Origin of the sequence: Pseudomonas putida, assembly GCF_016406145.1 — a bacterium.
In the GTDB taxonomy this organism is placed as follows: domain Bacteria; phylum Pseudomonadota; class Gammaproteobacteria; order Pseudomonadales; family Pseudomonadaceae; genus Aquipseudomonas; species Aquipseudomonas putida_E.
Genome location: NZ_CP066306.1, coordinates 5,622,501 through 5,642,269 on the forward strand (window position 1 = coordinate 5,622,501; position 19,769 = coordinate 5,642,269).

General features: G+C 61.0%; 18 protein-coding genes (1 of these 18 only partly in view). 15 read left to right on the top strand and 3 right to left on the bottom strand.

Annotation, left to right across the window (positions count from 1 at the left end; translation table 11 throughout):
• Positions 1-1,172, bottom strand: partial view of a CaiB/BaiF CoA transferase family protein gene (locus JET17_RS25895; protein WP_012316820.1) — the 5' portion only. 49 nt of this gene lie to the left of the window's left edge; only the first 1,172 of its 1,221 coding nucleotides appear in the window; its start codon is at positions 1,170-1,172; the stop codon falls past the left edge of the window.
• A 14-nt stretch (positions 1,173-1,186) separates the two neighbouring features.
• On the bottom strand, positions 1,187-2,368 hold the full coding sequence (locus JET17_RS25900) for an acyl-CoA dehydrogenase (protein WP_012316821.1): 1,182 nt from the start codon (positions 2,366-2,368) through the stop codon (positions 1,187-1,189).
• Positions 2,369-2,530: 162 nt separating this feature from the next.
• Between JET17_RS25900 and JET17_RS25905 the strand changes: the two genes are divergently transcribed.
• The 10 genes from JET17_RS25905 to JET17_RS25950 all read left to right on the top strand — a co-directional run bounded on the left by JET17_RS25905 (position 2,531) and on the right by JET17_RS25950 (position 12,333).
• Positions 2,531-3,439 carry a LysR family transcriptional regulator gene (locus JET17_RS25905; RefSeq protein WP_012316822.1) on the top strand — a complete coding sequence of 303 codons (909 nt, stop codon included), beginning with the start codon at positions 2,531-2,533 and terminating at the stop codon, positions 3,437-3,439.
• A 411-nt stretch (positions 3,440-3,850) separates the two neighbouring features.
• The gene (locus tag JET17_RS25910; RefSeq protein WP_012316823.1) at positions 3,851-4,972 is read left to right on the top strand and encodes a Re/Si-specific NAD(P)(+) transhydrogenase subunit alpha; all 1,122 of its coding nucleotides are present in this window, start codon (positions 3,851-3,853) and stop codon (positions 4,970-4,972) included.
• Positions 4,973-4,983: 11 nt separating this feature from the next.
• On the top strand, positions 4,984-5,298 hold the full coding sequence (locus tag JET17_RS25915; RefSeq protein WP_012316824.1) for an NAD(P) transhydrogenase subunit alpha: 315 nt from the start codon (positions 4,984-4,986) through the stop codon (positions 5,296-5,298).
• Positions 5,299-5,300: 2 nt separating this feature from the next.
• A complete protein-coding gene (locus JET17_RS25920; RefSeq protein ID WP_042111833.1) occupies positions 5,301-6,737 on the top strand; it encodes an NAD(P)(+) transhydrogenase (Re/Si-specific) subunit beta in 1,437 nt (478 codons plus the stop codon).
• 188 nt (positions 6,738-6,925) lie between these two features.
• Positions 6,926-8,419, top strand: a complete 1,494-nt coding sequence (locus JET17_RS25925) for an acetyl-CoA hydrolase/transferase family protein (protein ID WP_012316826.1) — start codon at positions 6,926-6,928, stop codon at positions 8,417-8,419.
• A 375-nt stretch (positions 8,420-8,794) separates the two neighbouring features.
• On the top strand, positions 8,795-9,010 hold the full coding sequence (locus tag JET17_RS25930; RefSeq protein ID WP_012316827.1) for a DUF1127 domain-containing protein: 216 nt from the start codon (positions 8,795-8,797) through the stop codon (positions 9,008-9,010).
• A 317-nt stretch (positions 9,011-9,327) separates the two neighbouring features.
• Positions 9,328-9,645: a DUF2388 domain-containing protein gene (locus JET17_RS25935; RefSeq protein ID WP_012316828.1), complete on the top strand. Its 318-nt coding sequence runs from the start codon at positions 9,328-9,330 to the stop codon at positions 9,643-9,645.
• Between the two features lie 83 nt (positions 9,646-9,728).
• Positions 9,729-10,073 carry a DUF2388 domain-containing protein gene (locus tag JET17_RS25940; RefSeq protein ID WP_012316829.1) on the top strand — a complete coding sequence of 115 codons (345 nt, stop codon included), beginning with the start codon at positions 9,729-9,731 and terminating at the stop codon, positions 10,071-10,073.
• Positions 10,058-10,378 carry a DUF2388 domain-containing protein gene (locus tag JET17_RS25945; protein WP_012316830.1) on the top strand — a complete coding sequence of 107 codons (321 nt, stop codon included), beginning with the start codon at positions 10,058-10,060 and terminating at the stop codon, positions 10,376-10,378. The genes JET17_RS25940 and JET17_RS25945 overlap by 16 nt, the downstream gene beginning before the upstream one ends.
• Positions 10,375-12,333, top strand: coding sequence for a DUF4105 domain-containing protein (locus JET17_RS25950; protein ID WP_012316831.1), 1,959 nt, complete (start codon positions 10,375-10,377; stop codon positions 12,331-12,333). Before JET17_RS25945 ends, JET17_RS25950 begins: the two co-directional genes overlap by 4 nt.
• Positions 12,334-12,393: 60 nt before the next feature.
• Here JET17_RS25950 and JET17_RS25955 read toward each other — a convergent pair whose 3' ends face one another.
• Positions 12,394-12,795: a GFA family protein gene (locus JET17_RS25955; RefSeq protein ID WP_012316832.1), complete on the bottom strand. Its 402-nt coding sequence runs from the start codon at positions 12,793-12,795 to the stop codon at positions 12,394-12,396.
• 266 nt (positions 12,796-13,061) lie between these two features.
• Between JET17_RS25955 and JET17_RS25960 the strand changes: the two genes are divergently transcribed.
• From JET17_RS25960 to JET17_RS25980, 5 genes are all read left to right on the top strand, one after another.
• Entirely contained in the window at positions 13,062-14,369 is a 1,308-nt protein-coding gene (locus JET17_RS25960; protein WP_012316833.1) for a CitMHS family transporter, read from the top strand.
• 73 nt (positions 14,370-14,442) lie between these two features.
• The gene (locus JET17_RS25965; protein ID WP_012316834.1) at positions 14,443-15,213 is read left to right on the top strand and encodes a TerC family protein; all 771 of its coding nucleotides are present in this window, start codon (positions 14,443-14,445) and stop codon (positions 15,211-15,213) included.
• A gap of 228 nt (positions 15,214-15,441) precedes the next feature.
• Entirely contained in the window at positions 15,442-17,100 is a 1,659-nt protein-coding gene (locus JET17_RS25970) for a Na/Pi cotransporter family protein (RefSeq protein WP_012316835.1), read from the top strand.
• A 30-nt stretch (positions 17,101-17,130) separates the two neighbouring features.
• Positions 17,131-18,537 (top strand): M16 family metallopeptidase, encoded by a 1,407-nt coding sequence (locus JET17_RS25975; protein WP_012316836.1) that lies wholly within the window; start codon positions 17,131-17,133, stop codon positions 18,535-18,537.
• Between the two features lie 90 nt (positions 18,538-18,627).
• Positions 18,628-19,650 (top strand): DUF5924 family protein, encoded by a 1,023-nt coding sequence (locus tag JET17_RS25980; RefSeq protein ID WP_012316837.1) that lies wholly within the window; start codon positions 18,628-18,630, stop codon positions 19,648-19,650.
• Positions 19,651-19,769: the final 119 nt, after the last annotated feature.

Genomic DNA, 19,769 nt, shown 5'->3' on the forward strand with positions numbered 1-19,769 from the left:
CCCAACACATCACCTAGAACTTCCTCCGTGTGCTCACCCAACAGCGGCGGCGCACGACGATACTCAACGGGGGTTTCCGATAACCTGATAGGGCTCGCCACCTGCGGCACACTCCCACCCAAGGCATGGGGCATGCTGACAGCCAGGCCGCGAGCAAGTACCTGCGGATCCTGGAACATCTGCGCCAGATCATTGATCGGCCCACAAGGCACGCCTGCAGCCTCCAACTGGCTCACCCACTCAGCCGTTGTCTTGAACACCGTGGCCTGGCGTATCAAGGGAATCAGCTGCGACCGATTGGCCACCCGCAGCTTGTTGGTTGCGAAGCGTGGGTCATCAGCCCATTGAGACTGACCAGCCACCTCGGCGAACTTGCGGAACTGGCCATCGTTGCCGACGGTAAGAATGAAGTCGCCATCTGCGGTCGGGAAATCCTGATAAGGCACAATATTAGGATGTGCATTGCCCAGCCGTCGCGGCGGGTTGCCGGTAGTGAGGTAGTTCATCGCCTGATTGGCCAAGCATGCTACCTGCACATCCAGCAAGGCCATATCGATGTGCTGCCCAATGCCGGCCTGGTCGCGATTGGCGAGGGCCGCCAGCATGGCCACAGTCGAATACAGCCCAGTCAGAATATCGGTTAGTGCTACACCTACCTTTACAGGTCCGGCACCCTCCTCACCGTCCGGGCGCCCGGTCAGGCTCATCAGCCCGCCCAGCCCCTGGATCATGAAGTCATAGCCAGCGCGCTTAGCGTAGGGCCCGGTCTGACCGAAGCCAGTGATCGAGCAATAGATAAGCTGGGGATTCACCGACTTCAGGCTCGCGTAATCCAGCCCATAGGCAGCCAGCCCGCCAACCTTGAAGTTTTCGATGACGATGTCCGACTTCGCAGCCAGCTCTCGCACCAGGCGCTGCCCCTCCGGCTGCGTAAAGTCGATCGTCACCGAACGCTTGTTACGGTTGGCCGACAAATAGTAAGCCGCCTCGCTGGTGTTCTCGCCTTGTTCATCCTTGAGGAAGGGTGGCCCCCAGGCGCGAGTATCGTCGCCGCTCCCTGGGCGCTCGACCTTGATCACATCGGCGCCCAGGTCAGCCAGAATCTGACCAGACCAAGGCCCAGCCAGCACACGGGAGAGGTCCAGCACCCGCAGATGAGATAGTGCGCCCATGAACAGGCTCCTTATCAATAGAAGGCTTGGATGCCGGTCTGCGCGCGCCCCAGTATCAGCGCATGTACGTCATGCGTGCCCTCATAGGTGTTGACCACCTCAAGATTGACCAGATGACGCGCGACGCCGAACTCGTCGGAGATACCGTTACCACCCAACATGTCACGGGCCATACGCGCAATGTCCAGCGACTTGCCGCACGAGTTGCGCTTCATGATCGAGGTGATTTCCACCGCAGCGGTGCCCTCGTCCTTCATACGCCCCAAACGCAGGCAGCCTTGGAGGGCCAGGGTAATTTCGGTCTGCATGTCGGCCAGTTTCTTCTGGATAAGCTGATTGGCAGCCAGCGGGCGGCCGAACTGCTGACGGTCCAGGGTGTACTGGCGAGCGGTGTGCCAGCAGGCTTCAGCAGCCCCTAAAGCACCCCAGGAAATTCCATAACGGGCAGAGTTCAGGCAGGTGAATGGACCTTTGAGGCCACGCACATCCGGGAAGATGTTTTCCTCGGGCACGAACACATTGTCCATCACGATTTCGCCGGTAATCGACGCGCGCAGCCCGACCTTGCCATGGATCGCCGGTGCACTGAGGCCCTGCCAACCCTTTTCAAGAACAAAGCCTCGGATATCACCAGCGTCATCCTTGGCCCAGACCACGAACACATCGGCGATCGGGCTGTTGGTGATCCACATCTTGCTGCCGCTCAGGCGATAGCCGCCGTCCACCTTTCTGGCACGGGTGATCATCGAGCCCGGGTCGGAGCCATGGTTAGGTTCGGTCAGACCGAAGCAACCGATCCACTCACCGCTGGCAAGCTTGGGCAGGTACTTCTGTTTCTGCGCTTCGGTACCGAACTCGTTGATCGGCACCATCACCAGTGAAGACTGCACACTCATCATCGAGCGATAGCCAGAGTCGATACGCTCCACTTCCCGGGCAATCAGCCCGTAGCACACGTAGTTGAGCCCACTCCCGCCATATTGCTCGGGAATGGTTGCGCCCAGCAGGCCGACTTCACCCATTTCGCGAAAAATAGCGGGGTCGGTCTGCTCATGACGGAACGCCTCCAGCACGCGCGGGGCCAGCTTGTCCTGGGCGAACTGATAGGCGCTGTCACGAACCATGCGCTCTTCTTCAGTGAGCTGCTGGTCCAGCAGCAGCGGGTCGATCCAGTTGAAGCTTGCTTTACCGGCCATGAGCGAAATCCTCGAAATAGGGGAGCAGATTCTTGTGCCTTTGATCCTAGGCCTGATCTACAACGAGGACAAACGAGGATTGCGCACGTATTAGTGATAATTTATCACTCCGAAACACTACAAAACCCCTTCTTGCAAATGCTATGAGTGAGGTTGCCGTACATGCGTCGCAAGATCCCCAGCACCACCGCATTAGTCTGCTTCGAAGCGGCAGCGCGCCACGAGAGCTTTACCAAGGCCGCCCAGGAACTTGCATTGACCCAAGGCGCCGTCTGTCGCCAGATCGGCGGCCTCGAGGCGTTTCTCAACGTGGAGCTGTTCCGGCGCTCGCGGCGCGGCGTCAAGCTGACAGAGGCGGGACTGTCGTATAGCCGCCAGGTTGCCGCACAGCTGGATGCAGTAGAGCGTGACACCTTGTCGGTAATGCGCCAGCAAGGTGCCAACGTGATCGAACTGGCCGTGGTACCGACTTTCGGCACCCAATGGTTGCTGCCGCGCCTCAAGGACTTCCAGCAGCGACACCCGGATGTCACCGTCAACCTCACCAACCGCACACGGCCGTTCCTGTTTGCCGATACCACGTTCGATGCCGCTATCTATTTTGGCGATGGCGACTGGTCAGGCACGCACTCCCACCGCCTGATGGGCGAAAACCCGGTACCCGTGTGCAGCCCGGCCTTGCTGGGCGGGCAAGGCATGCTCGACGCGACGCGAATCGCCAACCTGCCGCTGCTGCAGCAGACCACTCGGCCCTATGCCTGGCGCCAGTGGTTCAATGGTCTGGGCATGAACGTTTCCGGCGACATGACAGGCCCACGCTATGAACTGTTCTCAATGCTGGCCCAAGCTGCCATACACGAGATGGGCATCGCGCTGATACCACCGTTCCTGATCCAGCGGGAACTGGAGGAAGGCAGACTGGTGGTCGCTAACAGATACGCCCTGTCCAGTGACAAGGCCTATTATCTGATGATTCCCGAGCGCAAGGCCGAATCGGCGTCGCTGCGGGCATTCCGTGATTGGCTGCTGGGGCAGGCACAGCATTACATCGCCCCTTCCCTACCCTTGTAGTCAATTATTTTGAACACCTACAGATGTATGTTTTTGTCGCATATAAGAAAACTGTTCAGGTGAATCGAAAAACCCCAACAAAACCCCTAAACACGCGGCTTTCAGAGGGTTTTTACGACCTTCGCGAGTCCATCTGCGAAATCAACGCAAAAAATTTCAAAAAATCCCCTAATCTGCCAATAGCCCATGTTTGACGGGCTGCGCCCTATTCGTTGCGACATACAGTCACAGGGTGACTTGTAGTTTTAACTTCGTTTCGCTCCAGAACCGGTTGAAGGCCCTCGGGTTCGTCTGCAAAATGCTCCGCCCGCCCTGGATTCGGCGGACTGGCGCTCAACAGCCAAACCCGCGCACCATCCGAAGTGCGCTGGCTTCTATAAAGACAAAAAGGTCACCGCAGGAGAAATAGTCGTGCACATTGGTGTTCCTCTCGAGACGCAGACCGGTGAGACAAGGGTCGCTGCGACCCCGGAAACCATCAAGAAACTGATTGGCCAGGGCCATCAGGTCACCGTCCAACGGGGGGCAGGGCTCAATGCCAGCATTCCGGACAGTGCCTATGAGGCCGTGGGTGCTTCCCTGGGAAGTGCAGCCGATGCCTACGGCGCCCAACTAGTCCTCAAGGTGGTCGGTCCCAACGACCAGGAGCTGGCCCTGATCAACAGCGGCAGTCTTCTGGTGGGCATGCTCAACCCATTCAACAACGAGCTGATCGGCAAGATGGCAGAGCGCGGTATCACTGCCTTCGCCCTGGAGGCCGCGCCGCGTACTTCGCGGGCCCAGAGCCTGGACGTGCTGTCGTCCCAGGCCAACATCGCAGGTTACAAGGCCGTGTTGCTGGCTGCCCATCATTACCCGCGCTTCATGCCCATGCTGATGACCGCCGCCGGCACTGTGAAGGCCGCGCGCGTGCTGATCCTGGGTGCTGGCGTTGCCGGCCTGCAGGCCATCGCCACCGCCAAGCGCCTGGGCGCAGTCATCGAGGCGTCCGACGTACGCCCGGCTGTCAAGGAGCAGATCGAGTCGCTGGGCGCCAAGTTCATCGACGTGCCCTACGAGACCGATGAGGAACGCGAGTGCGCAGAAGGCGTCGGCGGCTATGCCCGGCCGATGCCGGCCAGCTGGATGCAGCGCCAAGCCCAGGCCGTGCATGAGCGCGCAAAACAGGCCGACATCGTCATCACTACGGCGCTCATCCCCGGGCGTAAGGCACCGACGCTGCTCAGCGCCGAGACCGTGGCGCAGATGAAGCCAGGCTCGGTGGTCATCGACCTGGCCGCTGCCCAGGGCGGCAACTGCCCGCTGACCGTCGCCGACCAGGTAGTGATGGAAAACGGCGTGACCATCGTCGGCCCGACCAACCTGCCGGCTCAGGTGGGTGCAGATGCCTCGGCGCTGTATGCACGCAACCTGCTGGACTTCATGAAGCTGCTGTTCGACAAGGACGGCGCGCTGGCCATCAACCTCGAAGACGACATCGTCGCCGCGTGCCTCATGTGCCGCGACGGCCAGGTCGTGCGCAAGAACGGCTAAGGAGCACGACAATGGAAGACATGCTGATTTCCCATGGCATCTACAACCTGATCATCTTCGTGCTGGCCATCTATATCGGCTACCACGTGGTCTGGAACGTCACCCCGGCACTACACACGCCCCTGATGGCGGTCACCAACGCCATCTCGGCCATCGTCATCGTCGGCGCCATGCTGGCTGCCGCGCTGACCGTGACCCCGGCCGGCAAGCTGATGGGCACCCTGGCGGTGGCCCTGGCTGCGGTCAACGTGTTCGGTGGCTTCCTGGTCACCCGTCGCATGCTTGAGATGTTCAAGAAGAAAACCAAGAACGAGGCGCAGAAGTAAGCATGAGCATGAATCTGGTAACGCTCCTCTACCTCGTCGCCTCTGTCTGCTTCATTCAGGCGCTCAAAGGCCTGTCGCACCCGACCACGTCGCGGCGCGGCAACCTGTTCGGCATGATCGGCATGGGGATCGCGATCCTCACCACGGTTGGCCTCATCTATAAGCTTGGGGCAGAGCTGGCAACTGCCGGGATTGGCTACGTCATCGTCGGCCTGCTGGTCGGCGGTACCGCTGGTTCGATCATGGCCAAGCGCGTAGAGATGACCAAGATGCCGGAGCTGGTCGCCTTCATGCACAGCATGATCGGCCTGGCGGCGGTATTCATTGCCATCGCGGCAGTACTCGAGCCGCAATCGATGGGCATTGTCGCCAGCATCAGCGACCCGATCCCCACCGGTAACCGCCTGGAGCTGTTCCTTGGCGCTGCCATAGGTGCAATCACCTTCTCCGGTTCCGTGATCGCGTTCGGCAAGCTGTCGGGCAAGTACAAGTTCCGCCTGTTCCAAGGCGCACCGGTACAGTTCGCCGGCCAGCACAAGCTGAACCTGATTCTGGGCCTGACCACAATTGCCCTGGGCCTGCTGTTCACGTTCACCGGCCACTACAGCGCCTTCACCTTGATGCTGGTCCTGGCCTTCATCATGGGTGTACTGATCATCATCCCGATCGGCGGTGCAGACATGCCGGTGGTGGTATCGATGCTCAACAGCTATTCGGGTTGGGCGGCGGCCGGTATCGGCTTCTCGCTGAACAACTCGATGCTGATCATCGCCGGCTCGCTGGTGGGCTCCAGCGGTGCGATCCTCTCGTACATCATGTGCAAAGCGATGAACCGCTCGTTCTTCAACGTCATCCTCGGCGGCTTCGGCGGGGATACCGATACCGGCGCGGCGCAAGGCTCGAAAGAGCAGCGCCCGGTGAAGTCTGGCTCGGCCGACGACGCGACCTTCCTGCTGAGCAACGCCGACACGGTGATCATCGTGCCCGGCTACGGCCTGGCGGTAGCACGTGCCCAGCACGCGCTCAAGGAACTGACCGAGAAGCTGACCCACAACGGCGTGACCGTGAAGTACGCGATCCACCCGGTGGCAGGGCGCATGCCTGGGCACATGAACGTACTGCTGGCCGAGGCCGAAGTGCCCTACGACCAAGTGTTCGAGATGGAAGACATCAACGCTGAGTTCGGTCAGGCCGACGTAGTGTTGGTGCTGGGCGCCAACGACGTGGTCAACCCTGCGGCTAAGAACGATCCAAAGTCGCCGATCGCGGGCATGCCGATCCTGGAGGCTTACAAAGCCAAGACCATCATCGTCAACAAACGCTCGATGGCCAGCGGCTACGCCGGCCTGGACAACGAACTGTTCTACCTGGACAAGACCATGATGGTGTTCGGTGACGCGAAGAAGGTCATCGAGGATATGGTCAAAGCCGTCGAGTAACCCCGCTTCCACCACCCAGTGGAATATAAAGAAGCCCCGGCGAGATCCCTCCCGGGGCTTTTTCATTTTGGTGATCCAGATCAATGGCTGTATTCCCTGGCTCCTCATACGACCATGGTCGCGGGACGGCGCCGGGGTAAATCTCTAGACTGCGCTGCAGTAGCTTCAGTAGCCCGAGATAACAATCCATGTACCGTGATCGTATCCGCTTGTCCTCCCTGCACAGCAAGGTAATGAGTGCGGCTGACGCCGCTGGCCTGATCGAGGACGGCATGACCGTCGGCATGAGCGGTTTCACCCGCGCCGGCGAAGCCAAGGCCGTACCGCATGCCTTGGCCGAACGCGCCAAGCTGTCGCCTCTGAAAATCAGCCTGATGACCGGCGCCAGCCTGGGCAATGACCTGGACAAGCAACTGACCGAGGCCGGCGTGCTGGCGCGCCGCATGCCGTTCCAGGTCGACAGCACCCTGCGCAAAGCCATCAACGACGGTCAGGTGATGTTCATCGACCAGCACCTGTCGGAAACCGTCGAGCAACTGCGTAACCAGCAGCTCAAACTGCCGGACATCGCGGTGATCGAAGCGGTGGCCATTACTGAACAGGGCCACATCGTACCGACCACCTCGGTGGGCAACTCGGCGAGCTTCGCGATCTTCGCCAAGCAGGTGATTGTCGAGATCAACCTGTCGCACAACGCCAACCTCGAAGGCCTGCACGACATCTATATCCCGACCTATCGCCCGACCCGCACGCCGATCCCGCTGGTGAAAGTGGATGACCGCATCGGCAGCACCGCGATCCCGATCGACCCCGCCAAGATCGTCGGCATCGTCATCAGCGATCAGCCAGATTCGCCCTCCACGGTGCTACCGCCGGATGATGAAACCCAGGCCATCGCCGACCACCTGATCAACTTCCTCAAGAACGAAGTGGATGCAGGCCGCATGACCAACAGGCTCGGCCCGCTGCAAGCCGGCATCGGCAGCATCGCCAACGCGGTGATGTGTGGCCTGATCGACTCGCCGTTCGAGGACCTGACCATGTACTCCGAAGTACTTCAGGACTCGACCTTCGATCTGATCGACGCTGGCAAGCTGAGTTTTGCCTCAGGCAGCTCTATCACCCTGTCGGGGCGTCGTAATGCCGACGTATTCGGCAACCTGGAGCGCTACAAGGACAAGCTGGTACTGCGCCCGCAGGAGATCTCCAACCACCCTGAAGTCGTGCGCCGCCTGGGCATCATCGGCATCAACACGGCGCTGGAGTTCGACATCTACGGCAACGTCAACTCCACGCACGTCTGTGGCACCCGGATGATGAACGGTATCGGTGGCTCCGGCGATTTCGCCCGAAATGCTCACCTGGCCGTATTCGTCACCAAGTCGATCGCCAAAGGCGGGGCGATTTCCAGCGTGGTGCCCATGGTGAGCCATGTCGACCACACCGAGCACGACGTGGACATCCTGGTGACCGAACAGGGGCTCGCCGACCTGCGGGGCCTCGCGCCACGGGAACGGGCACGGGCGATCATCGATAACTGTGTCCACCCGGATTACCGTGCAGCGCTGAACGACTATTTCGATCGCGCTTGCCTGCGTGGCGGCCACACCCCGCATATCCTGCGTGAGGCGCTGAGCTGGCACGAAAATCTGGAAGAAAGTGGGCGTATGCTCGCCAGCTGATCTATAGCAGCGGTCTGCCTTTGCCAGCGGCCGCCACGCGCTCCTGACGCCACAGCAACACCTCGAGGGCTGCCCTGCAGCCCTTTCTCGGCTCAAGCCCGATTCAGCAAGCACTGAAGAATATAAAACTGTACTACTGTACTGTTAATTCTCCACGCTCCCGCCTACTCAAACCCATCTAAAACCTGAAAAAGCACCATAACGGTGCGGACCAGTACAGTTGCGCCTGTTTCGAGTGCAACAGTAGGGTTACACAGTTAACTGAACCATCGTAATGCAGTAGAACTGTATCTACTGTTATGGACAGCAGAGGAGGATCATTGGCACCAGTTAAACCACTCCCTAGTCCCGCCATAAGCGGAAGGATGAAACATCATGGAACGTACCCTCAGTTCCGGTCTCGTTTTCGAAAACAACGCCCAGCAAACCAACGCTTCGCTGCCGCTGCGCGCGCTCTCTACCCTGCTGCTGTGGCAGCGACGCATGGCCAGCCGCCGTCAGCTGGCGCGTCTCGATGCCCGCCTGCTGGCCGATGCCGGTATCAGCGAGTCGCAGCGTTACGAAGAGCTGAGCAAGCCGTTCTGGCGCTAAGCACCGGCTCGCCGGCTTCGGCTGGCACCGTGAATTCCCAAACCCGTTGCAGGAGACTGCAGCGGGTTTTTTTATGGGGTAGTTCCCTGCCACCCTTGAAGCAGAGCCTGCCGTCACTGAAAAGGTACAATTTTCAAAATATCAAAATAGACCATAACAGTTACCTTGTGCCCCGTTCATTAACATCCATAAATTCCGGCGCGTGATACGCTTGACTGGGCAGTCTGGTAAAAACCAGATGTTCAAAGCCACCGTGACGAACCGTGTGAGCGTCCAATAAGCAGATCCACCCGAATCTTCCCCAGGAGTGCACGACCATGACCCGTAATTACCTGATTGGCGCAGCCCTGCTGCTCGGCCTGGCCGGCACTGCCCACGCCACCAGCTTCATTGTCACTACTGATGCAGTCGTTGGCGCGGTTGCCGCCTCCACCGACGCTACCTCCGATGTGTCATCGTCTTTCCGTGATGACAAGATCGTTCAGGCCGCTCGAGACGATGCGGCCAGCTATGTGGGTAGCCAGGGCGCCATTCGCGGCGCCAAGCTCGAGAGCGCTTTGCTGCACATCCGCTCGAACATGCCAGCTCTGAAGGCCAGCGATGCGCAGTTGGCCCAGGCCATTCTGGCGATCTGACCTGCTGCAGCCCACAAGCGCTGGCCCTGGCCGGTACTTGTGGGCTAGCCTTCGACGTCCCTGTTCCTGTCGTAAGAAAGCCAATGCGTTATCTGTTGCCGCTGCTGTTTTCCGTAGTCGCCATGGGCAGTGCCCATGCCATGGACACCACCACGCAAGGCCTAGTCATCACAGGCTACGTCACAAGCCAAGTCACGACTGCCCCATTCGACCGCAAGCTGGTCAGGCAGGCTCGCGATGATGCCGCTGCCTTCGTCGCCAGCGACGGCCTGATTCACGGAGCACGTCTGGAAGCAGCACTCAAGTCGCTGCGCCATGACGGCGCCCGTCAATCTGTCGGCGACCTTGAACTGGCAGAAGCAATTCTCGTCCAATCATTAAATCTGACTCCCTGTATTTCCGGAGATGCTCCATGCGTAAACCGCTGATCGCCGCTACCCTCGGCATGTTGCTGCTGGCCGACCTGGCCCAGGCACAAACTCTGGTGGCCACCAGCAACATCATCGTGCGGGCCTTTGGCCGCTCGATCGACTTCACCTCTGACACCACCACCTCGATCCGCGACTCAAAGGTCGTGCGTGAAGCTCATGACGATGCCGCCAGCTTCGTCGCCAGCAACGGTGATATTCGTGGCGCCCAGCTTGAGGCCGCCTTCAACACCCTGCGCGAACGCGTGCCTGAAGCGCGCGGCGCCAGCGACCAGGTGCTGGCCGAAGCCATCCTGGCGCTGTGAACCACGTACGTGCCTGGTTGCTCGGCTGCGCCCTGACGCTGCTGGGCACGCCCGCCCTGGCTGACCTGCAGCTCGAGCTGCAGTCAGCCGGCCTGGCCCCACAGCAGGCTCAAGCCACCCAAGCCCTGCTTGATGAGGCTTTGGCCAAGCTCCCTCCCCGCTTCAAGCAACAGCTCAACCGGCGCATTGAGGTCAGCTGGAGCGACAACATGCCAGCCGATGCCTACGGGCAGGCCTCCTTGGTCTCGACCCTGCAGCTAAACAGGCGCCTGCTGGCCAACCTGACTGACGGCAGTGCTGCGCAGGAGCGCACCAATCGTCCGCATGGCACGGTGCGGGAAGAGTTGCTGGCTACAGTGCTGCACGAACTTACCCACATATACGACCGAGCCCGGCTCTGGCCCAGTGCTGAGCACTCGCTGATCGCCCGCTGCAAGCGCCAGCAAGGCACCTTGGGCAAGGTCGGTCTACCCGAGCAGTGCCGCGGCCAGGCAGAGCGCCGCTTCACCCTGAGCGACGACCCACGCCTGCTCGACCTGGCCGGCTGGCAGCAATACGTCGGCCGCCGCGGTGAGCGTGAACAGCACAATGGCCAGTTCCTGCGCAGCCCCGACAGCTACGAGCTGAGCAGCCCCAAGGAATACATCGCGGTTAACATGGAGTACTTCCTCCTGGACCCGAGCTACGGCTGCCGTCGGCCAGCGCTCAATCAGTACCTGGCTGATCATTTCGGCTGGGCGCCCGAGCAGGCAACGTGCGCCAAGGGCTTGCCATTCCTCAACGCCGGCAGCGACTTCGCCCGCCAGCCGTTGGGCGAAATCGACCCGGAACGGGTCTACGAAGTGGACTTTCTCCTGGCCGAGGCCAACCAGAACCTGGTGAGCCGCTGGGGCCACAGCATGCTGCGCCTGGTGATCTGCAAACCCGGCCGCCCACGCGGGCCAGACTGCCGCCTGGACCTCGACCAGCACCTGGTGCTCTCCTACCGTGCCTTCGTCAATGACGTTCAACTGTCCAGCTGGGATGGCCTGGTTGGCGCCTATCCGTCAAGACTGTTCGTGCTACCGCTGGCCCAAGTGATCGACGAATACACCAAGACTGAACTGCGCAGCCTGGCGTCGGTGCCGTTGAAGCTCAACCGCGACGAAATTGAAAATCTGGTACGCCAGGCCGCCGAGATGCACTGGAGCTATGACGGCAACTACTGGTTCCTGTCCAACAACTGTGCGGTGGAATCATTGAAACTGCTACGCAGCGGCACCGCCAACCCGCGCCTGAACGACCTCGACAGCATCATGCCCAACGGTTTGCTTGCAGTATTGAAGGGCCGGGGACTGGCCGATACCAGCGTGCTCGACGACCCGCGCGAAGCCTTGCGCCTGGGCTACCGTTTCGACTCCTATCGCGACCGCTATCAAGCGATGTTCGATGTGCTGAAGAAACAGCTGCCAGTCAAGCAGGACAAGGTCGAGGACTGGCTGGCCCAGGACGCCGAACAGCGCCGCAGCTGGTTCTTGCAAGCCGACCTGCGCACCAGCGCCGCCTTGCTTCTGCTGGAACAGGCCAGCCTGCGCCGCCAACTGCTGCTGGCTCAGGATGAAGTGAAGCAGCGCTATCTGAATGCGGCCGCGCTGAAAGATGGCAGTATCAACAAGGCCGACCAGACCCTGAAGCAGATGCTCGCCAACAGTGGCTTTCTCAGCCGCCCGGCCGAACTGCTGGATACAAAGGGATACGGGCTACCGCAGCCGGACGAGCGCAAGCATCTGGAAAAAGTCAGTACTGAACGGCAGGCACAGTTGCTGCGCTTGAGCATTGACCTCGACAGAGAAGTGAGAGCGCTGCTGGAGCCTTCGCGAGCCAAGGAAATTGCTGCGGTCGAGGCCAATGTGAAGCTGATTGGTGAGCACCTGCGGGCGCTGCACAAAGCAGCAGGCGGCCTGCAACTGCCTTGATTGCCCTCCTGGCCCTATCGCCGGCAAGCCGGCGATAGGGCGGGTAATGCCATCCAGAGGCTAGCGTTTTTCCTCTTCCTCTTCAGGCAACCCTTCATCCACATGCAGCCAGGGCAACCGGCTCCCGGTCCAGATGTGCCGCGTGGCCCGCACCCGTTCCGGGTGGTCCAGCGTCGCTACCGTCACATCGATGCTGCCCGGGCTATGCGACGTCACCAACGCCACATGTGCACCACAGTCACCGCAGAAGTAGCGCTTGCAACTGGCCGGTGCCACATAGCACTGCGGCCTGCCTGCCACCCATTGGAAATCGGAGCGAGGCACGGTGAGCCAGGTCACCAGCAGGCCGCCGCTGACCCGCCTGCAGATCGAACAATGACAATGGGCGATATCCGTCAATTCACCCTTCAAGCAATAGCGCAAGGCGCCGCAATGGCAGCCACCTTCGGTTACCTCTGACATCTCCTACCTCCCGTCGCCCTTTTCCTGGCGAAAGCTGGCTGAAAGCTTGCCCCCATAGGATAGCCACCACTACCGGCACAAGACCGGTCAGCCAGGGCACCCGGAATCTTCCGCGCCCGGCCCAATCAACAACAACAATGGTGATTCTGATGTGTTCCTGTGCCCGCCCTTTCGCAGTACCCCTCCGCTTGCTCCCCGCGCAGCGCTCAACGCGCTGATTCGCCCGATCGACTTTCCTTTCGCCGCGCCACGCCTGGAGTATTGCCATGCTGACCTTCCTCGGCTTTGCCATGGTCATCACCTTCATGTACCTGATCATGACCAAGCGCCTGTCGGCCTTGATCGCGCTGATCCTGGTACCGATCCTGTTCGCCCTGTTCGGTGGTTTTTCCGCCAAGATCGGCCCGATGATGCTCGAAGGCATCAGCAAGCTCGCGCCCACCGGCGTCATGCTGATGTTCGCCATCCTTTACTTCGCCCTGATGATCGACTCCGGCCTGTTCGACCCGGCGGTGCGCAAGATCCTCAAGCTGGTCAAGGGCGACCCTCTGAAAGTCTCGGTCGGCACCGCCGTGCTGGCCCTGGTGGTCTCGCTGGACGGTGACGGCGCCACCACCTACATGATCTGCTGCGCCGCCATGCTGCCCCTGTACAGCCGCCTGGGCATGAGCCCGCGGATCATGGCCGGCCTGATCATCCTCGCCGGTGGGGTAATGAACATGACCCCATGGGGCGGCCCCACTGCACGCGCAGCCAGTGCCCTGCACGTAGACCCTTCGGACATTTTCGTACCGATGATCCCGGCCATGGTCTTCGGCGTGCTGGCGATCCTGGCCATCGCCTACATGTACGGCAAGCGTGAGCGTGCCCGCCTGGGTGAACTGCACCTGCCTACCGACGACATTGATCACAGCGAAATCACCGTGTCGCAGTTCCCCGACGCACGCCGGCCGAAGCTTCTGTGGTTCAACGGTGCGCTCACCGCTGCGCTGATGGCTGCGCTGATCGCAGGCCTGCTGCCACTGCCGGTGCTGTTCATGATCGCCTTCAGCATCGCCATGATCGTCAACTACCCTTGCCTTCAGCAGCAGAAGGACCGTATTGCCGCCCACGCAGGCAGCGTACTCGCCGTGACCGGGCTGATCTTCGCTGCCGGTATCTTCACCGGCATCCTGTCGGGCACCGGCATGGTCGAGGCCATGTCCAAAAGCTTGCTGGCGGTCATTCCCGAAGCACTGGGCCCTTACCTGGCGGTGATCACCGCGATCGTAAGCATGCCGTTCACCTTCTTCATGTCCAACGACGCCTTCTATTACGGGGTGCTGCCGGTGCTGGCCGAAGCGGCCAGCCACTACGGCATCAGCCCGGTGGAAATGGCCCGCGCTTCGATCGTCGGCCAACCGGTACACCTGCTGAGCCCGCTGGTACCCTCGACCTACCTGCTGGTGGCGCTGGCAGGCATCGAATTCGGTGATCATCAGCGCTTCACCCTCAAGTGGGCAGTACTGGTGTGCATGTGCATAATGCTCGCCGCACTGCTGATGGGCATTTTTCCGCTGTTCAGCAGTCTGTAAATAAACGCCTGTCACCGCAACGCGAAGTGTCCCGTGCAGGGGCGCTTCGCCACTATCGCTCGAAGGAATATTCATGGAATGGCTGACCAGCCCGGAAATCTGGGTTGCCTTTTTCACCCTCACTGCGCTTGAGATCGTTCTCGGTATCGACAACATCATCATGATCTCGATCCTGGTCAGCCGCATGCCTAAGCACATGCAGGCGCGCACCAGAATCTTCGGCCTGGCCCTGGCCATGGTCACCCGCATCTTGCTGTTGCTGTCGATCACCTGGGTCATGCGCCTGACTGCCGACCTGTTCGTGGTATTTGGCCAGGGCATCTCGGGCCGCGACCTGATTCTGTTCTTTGGCGGCCTGTTCCTGCTGTGGAAAAGCTCGCAGGAGATCTACCACGGCCTGGAAGGCGAGGACGAAAGCGGTGACGAGCCCAAGGGCAAGGGCGGCACGTTCCTCTTCACCATCATTCAGATCGCCATCATCGACATCGTCTTCTCCCTGGACTCGGTGATCACTGCTGTAGGCATGGTTTCGCATGTGCCGGTGATGGTCGCCGCAATCATCGTGGCAGTACTGGTGATGATGTTGTGCGCCGGTGCAATCAGCAACTTCATCGACAAACACCCTTCGCTGAAGATGCTTGCGCTTTCGTTCCTGATCGTTGTAGGCACCGTGCTGATCGCCGAATCTTTCGATGTGCACGTGCCCAAAGGCTACGTCTACTTCGCCATGGCGTTCTCCCTGGGGGTGGAGGCCATCAACATCCGCATGCGCACGGCCATGGCGCGCAAGCGTGGCAAGGAGCAAGACGCAGTGAAATTGCGCAAGGACATTCCGGGTCAGTAAGCACCGCGAACGCAGTATTCGAGGGCCCTCATCAGGGCCCTTTTTCATGCCTTGGATTTCATGACAGACAGGTTTCAAATGCTGGCCGAGCATGCCAAGCTGGCGATAGGTCCGCAAAACAACTAAAGCTTGAGTAAGCACTGGATAAAAACACCCACCCCCGGGCCAGGCTTACCGCTTCACCCATTGGCTCCGCCTTTGGAGCCCGGATAAGAGGGGGGCTACACCATGCTGACCCTGCTCAACCTGCTTTCCGCCGTCGCGTTGCTGGTATGGGGCACGCACATCGTCCGTACCGGCATCCTGAGAGTGTTCGGCTCCAACCTGCGCCGGGTCCTGAGCCAGAACATGAACCGGCGACCATTGGCGTTCATCGCCGGTATCTTGGTCACGGCCGTGGTACAGAGCAGCAACGCCACCGCCATGCTGGTGACGTCATTCGTGGGTCAGGGCCTTATGGCAATGACCCCGGCACTGGCAATCATGCTCGGTGCCGATGTCGGTACCGCGCTGATGGCCAGGGTGCTTACCCTGGACCTTTCATGGCTTTCGCCGTTGCTGATATTCCTGGGCGTGATCTTTTTTCTGTCGCGCAAGCAGACGCGCGCGGGCCAGCTGGGCCGGGTAGGCATCGGCCTGGGCCTGATCATTCTGGCGCTGGAACTGATCGTTCAGGCGGCCACCCCGATCACCCAGGCTCAAGGTGTGAAAGTACTGTTCGCCTCATTGACCGGAGACATCCTGCTCGATGCGTTGGTTGGCGCAGTGTTCGCCATGGTTTCGTACTCCAGCCTGGCGGCAGTGCTGCTGACCGCCACCCTGGCCGGCGCTGAACTGATCAGCCTGCCAGTGGCCATCGGCCTGGTGGTCGGCGCCAACATCGGCAGCGGGCTGCTGGCCTTTCTCAGCACCAGCATGCAGAACCCCGCGGGCCGGCGAGTAGCCTTGGGCAGCCTGTTATACAAGCTGATCGGCCTGGTGCTGATCATACCGGTGCTGCATCCACTGGTGGCGTGGATGGACTCGCTGAGCTTCAGCCCACAGGAGCTGGTGATCGGCTTCCACCTGCTCTACAACACGCTGCGTTGCCTGGTACTGCTGCCCACCGTCAAGCCCATGGGGCGCCTGTGCAACTGCTTGTTGCCGGAGCGCGAGAACGGTAACGGCCAAGTGCGCCCACGCCACCTGGACGCCTCGGCACTCACAACACCCAGCCTGGCCTTGGCCAACGCTGCCCGCGAAACGTTGCGCCTGGGCGATATCGTCGACAGCCTGCTCGAGGCCATGCTCAACGCCCTGCGCGGCACCCAGACCGCCCTCCCACAGCAGGTCCGTGCCCTGGGCGAAGACGCCGAAGCGCTGTACAGCGCCATCAAACTGTACCTGGCCCAAATGCCCCGGGAAGACCTCAGCGATCAGGACAACAGGCGCTGGGCCGAAATCATCGAACTGGCGATCAACCTCAAGCTGGCCTGTGATTTGGTCGAACGCATGCTGCGCAAGGTCCAACAGCAGAAGACCAGCCAACGCCGGGAGTTTTCCCAGGTCGGCCTGCAAGAGCTGACCGGCCTGCAAGAGCAATTGCTGACCAACCTGCGCCTGGGCCTTTCGGTATTTCTCAGCGCCGACCCGGAAAGCGCACGCTTGCTGTTGCGGGAAAAACGCCGCTTCCGAGCCCAGGAAAGGCGCCTGGCCCATGCCCATGTCAGCCGCTTGCAACGCAAGGTGGTGCAAAGTATCGAGACCAGTTCGCTACACTTGGAGCTGATCGCTGACATGAAGCGGTTGAACTCTTTGTTCTGCAGCAGTGCCTATGTGGTACTGGGTGGCTCGGACACCGGCGGGCTATTGCTCGACAGCGTGCCGGACGAAGCCCGCCTACCCTGATCTCGCCTACCTGGAGACCCAAGCTCGCCCATGCGTTGCCTGACCTTCGTTTGCCTGCTGATCTGTAGCCTGCACTCATTCGCCCTCGATCGCTCGCGGGTCGAGGGCTACCTGCTGCCCAACGGTCTGCAGGTTGTCCTTAAATCCGGCTACGAACGCGATCATGTGGCGATCCGCCTGGTGGTGGGTGTGGGCCTGGACGACTTCGACTGCGAGCAGAAAGAGTTGCCGCACCTGCTCGAGCACTTGCTGTTCAGCGGCATCGACGAGACCGGTGAGGGCGGCTTGGAAGAGCGCCTGCAGGCTTTGGGCGGCGAATGGAATGCCTTCACCAGCAGCGCCGACACCACCTTCGTCATCGAGGCCCCCGCGCGCAACCAGCGCAAAGTGCTCGACCTGCTGCTGGCGGTACTGCGCGACACCCGCATCGACGCCAAGGCGCTGGCCACGGCCAAGCGCATCATCGAACGTGAAGACGGCGGCCACTACGGCCACCTGCAACGCTGGCTCGACCGCCAGGACATCGGCCATCCGGCCAGCGATCAGTTGGCAACCGAGCTGGGCCTCAAATGCCCGGAACGCTCCAACCTCGATGACATGACACTAGAGCAGGTGCAGGCCCTGCGTGATCGCTGGTACGCCGCCAACAACATGACCTTGATCATGGTTGGCGGCCTCGATCGGCTGCTGCCGGCCTACCTGGAGCGCACCTACGGCGAGCTGCCCGCCACCGAGCCGCAGGAGCGGCGCAACCTGGAAAGCATCAGCCAGCAGGCCGAACAGCGACGCGACCTGACCCGTGGTTTTCTGGGCGACAGCGTCAAACTGCACTGGCTGTTCATCGAGCCGGTACTGGACAACGACCACCAGTCGACACTCGACCTGCTCTCACGCTATCTGGACTGGGCCCTGTACGACCAGTTGCGCCTGCGCAACGGCCTGTCCTATGGGCCTTCGGCACAACGCGAAAGCTTTGGTGACAGTGGCCTGCTCAGCCTGAACGCTGACCTTGAGCGCGGCGACGTCGACAAGGCGGTCAAGGTGATGCAGGAACTGTTCGACCACTTGCGCGAGGATGGCCTTGATCCGGATACATTCGCCCGTATCAAGGAGGCCGCCGTCGCCAAGGAAAGCTGGAGTACCCAGGGCGATAGCGCGCTGGCCGATTATTACTGGGGGGCACTCAACGCCTACAGCAACGGGCGGTTTGCCGACCCGGCCCGGCAGCTACGACAGGTCAGCCTGGAGCAGGCCAACGAGGCACTGAAGGCATTGCTCAAGGATGAAGGTTATCTGCGTATCGAGAAGCCTTTGCTTGGATATGACGAGCTGTATGGGCTGATTGCGCTGTTACTGGGGGTGATCCTGGCTGCCGGGCTGCTGCGGCGCCGGCGTACTTCACCCCAACCACCGAGCGGTGCTACACGGCAGCGGTGATTCGGCGGTATCCTTTCGCCAGTACCGGCCTCTTCGCGGGTTTACCCGCGACGGCGCGGCACAGTCACCCTACCACTCTGTTGTATACCCATGCCCCCTATTCCCCGTATCGTCCAGCGCGTCATCGAACTGCTCAAACGCTACCCCGGCATCATCGCGCTCGGCGGTTTCCTCTCAGGTATCGGCAGCTTCATTCTGGTCGACCGCCAAGCCAGCCTGGCCAGCTGGGTAGCCATTCTCATGCTGGTCAGCTGGATCTGGCTGATGCTGGAGAACACCCTGACAGGCCTGTTCGCCCGCACCTTCAAACGGGAAATTCCTCAGCCGCTGCTGCGCTACGCGACGCAGATGATCCACCAGGAAAGCCTGTTCTTCGTACTGCCGTTCTTTTTCATCACCACCACCTGGAACAGTGGCCAATTGGTGTTCACCGGCCTGCTCGGTGCCGCCGGGCTGGTCTCGATCGTCGACCCGCTGTACTACAAGTGGCTCGCACCGCGGCGCTGGCTGTTCATGGCGCTGCACACCCTCACCCTGTTCGCCGCGCTGTTGACGGCACTGCCGATCATCCTGCACCTGACCACTGCGCAAAGCTTCAAGCTGGCACTGATTGCCGCCATGGTGCTGTCGTTCCCGAGCCTGGCCAGCAGTTTCCCGATCAACACTTGGCGCCGTGGCGTGGCGCTGGTACTGATGACCCTGGCGGTGGGCGGGGGCGGTTGGTTACTGCGCTCGTGGGTCCCACCGGCCACCCTGTGGATGACCGAAGTGGCGGTCAGCACTGAGGTATTGAACCGCCAGCCCGGTGAATCGCTGGATGAAGTTGCCGCCAGCCGCATTCGCAGCAGTGGCCTGTATGCCTACACCGCCATCAACGCACCGCGCGGCCTCAACGAGCGCATCTACCATGTGTGGCAGAAGGACGGCAAGGAAGTGGACCGTATCGCCCTGGATATCCATGGCGGGCGCAAGGAGGGCTACCGTGCGTGGACCCACAAGCAGAACTTCCCGCCAAACCCCGCAGGTAAATGGCAGGTGCGCGTGCTGACCGAAGATGGCCAAGTGATCGGTGTGCTGCGCTTCAAGGTGGTAGACGACGCGCCGGCGAAGTAAGCGCTCCTGGGGGCCGGCTTGCCGGCGATTGGGCCGCAACGCGGCCCCACAACACTCAGCACATTCTCAACAAACCCCGCCATGCCTGCTGCGCTATGATCAGTCTCTACGCCTGTCAG

Excerpts from the sequence above, each read along its gene's own strand:
- JET17_RS25900 (WP_012316821.1), bottom strand. The coding sequence starts at position 2,368 with ATGGCCGGTAAAGCAAGCTTCAACTGGATCGACCCGCTGCTGCTGGAC.
- JET17_RS25905 (WP_012316822.1), top strand. The coding sequence starts at position 2,531 with ATGCGTCGCAAGATCCCCAGCACCACCGCATTAGTCTGCTTCGAAGCG.
- JET17_RS25915 (WP_012316824.1), top strand. The coding sequence starts at position 4,984 with ATGGAAGACATGCTGATTTCCCATGGCATCTACAACCTGATCATCTTC.
- JET17_RS25920 (WP_042111833.1), top strand. The coding sequence starts at position 5,301 with ATGAGCATGAATCTGGTAACGCTCCTCTACCTCGTCGCCTCTGTCTGC.
- JET17_RS25925 (WP_012316826.1), top strand. The coding sequence starts at position 6,926 with ATGTACCGTGATCGTATCCGCTTGTCCTCCCTGCACAGCAAGGTAATG.
- JET17_RS25930 (WP_012316827.1), top strand. The coding sequence starts at position 8,795 with ATGGAACGTACCCTCAGTTCCGGTCTCGTTTTCGAAAACAACGCCCAG.
- JET17_RS25935 (WP_012316828.1), top strand. The coding sequence starts at position 9,328 with ATGACCCGTAATTACCTGATTGGCGCAGCCCTGCTGCTCGGCCTGGCC.
- JET17_RS25940 (WP_012316829.1), top strand. The coding sequence starts at position 9,729 with ATGCGTTATCTGTTGCCGCTGCTGTTTTCCGTAGTCGCCATGGGCAGT.
- JET17_RS25945 (WP_012316830.1), top strand. The coding sequence starts at position 10,058 with ATGCGTAAACCGCTGATCGCCGCTACCCTCGGCATGTTGCTGCTGGCC.
- JET17_RS25955 (WP_012316832.1), bottom strand. The coding sequence starts at position 12,795 with ATGTCAGAGGTAACCGAAGGTGGCTGCCATTGCGGCGCCTTGCGCTAT.
- JET17_RS25960 (WP_012316833.1), top strand. The coding sequence starts at position 13,062 with ATGCTGACCTTCCTCGGCTTTGCCATGGTCATCACCTTCATGTACCTG.
- JET17_RS25965 (WP_012316834.1), top strand. The coding sequence starts at position 14,443 with ATGGAATGGCTGACCAGCCCGGAAATCTGGGTTGCCTTTTTCACCCTC.
- JET17_RS25970 (WP_012316835.1), top strand. The coding sequence starts at position 15,442 with ATGCTGACCCTGCTCAACCTGCTTTCCGCCGTCGCGTTGCTGGTATGG.
- JET17_RS25975 (WP_012316836.1), top strand. The coding sequence starts at position 17,131 with ATGCGTTGCCTGACCTTCGTTTGCCTGCTGATCTGTAGCCTGCACTCA.
- JET17_RS25980 (WP_012316837.1), top strand. The coding sequence starts at position 18,628 with ATGCCCCCTATTCCCCGTATCGTCCAGCGCGTCATCGAACTGCTCAAA.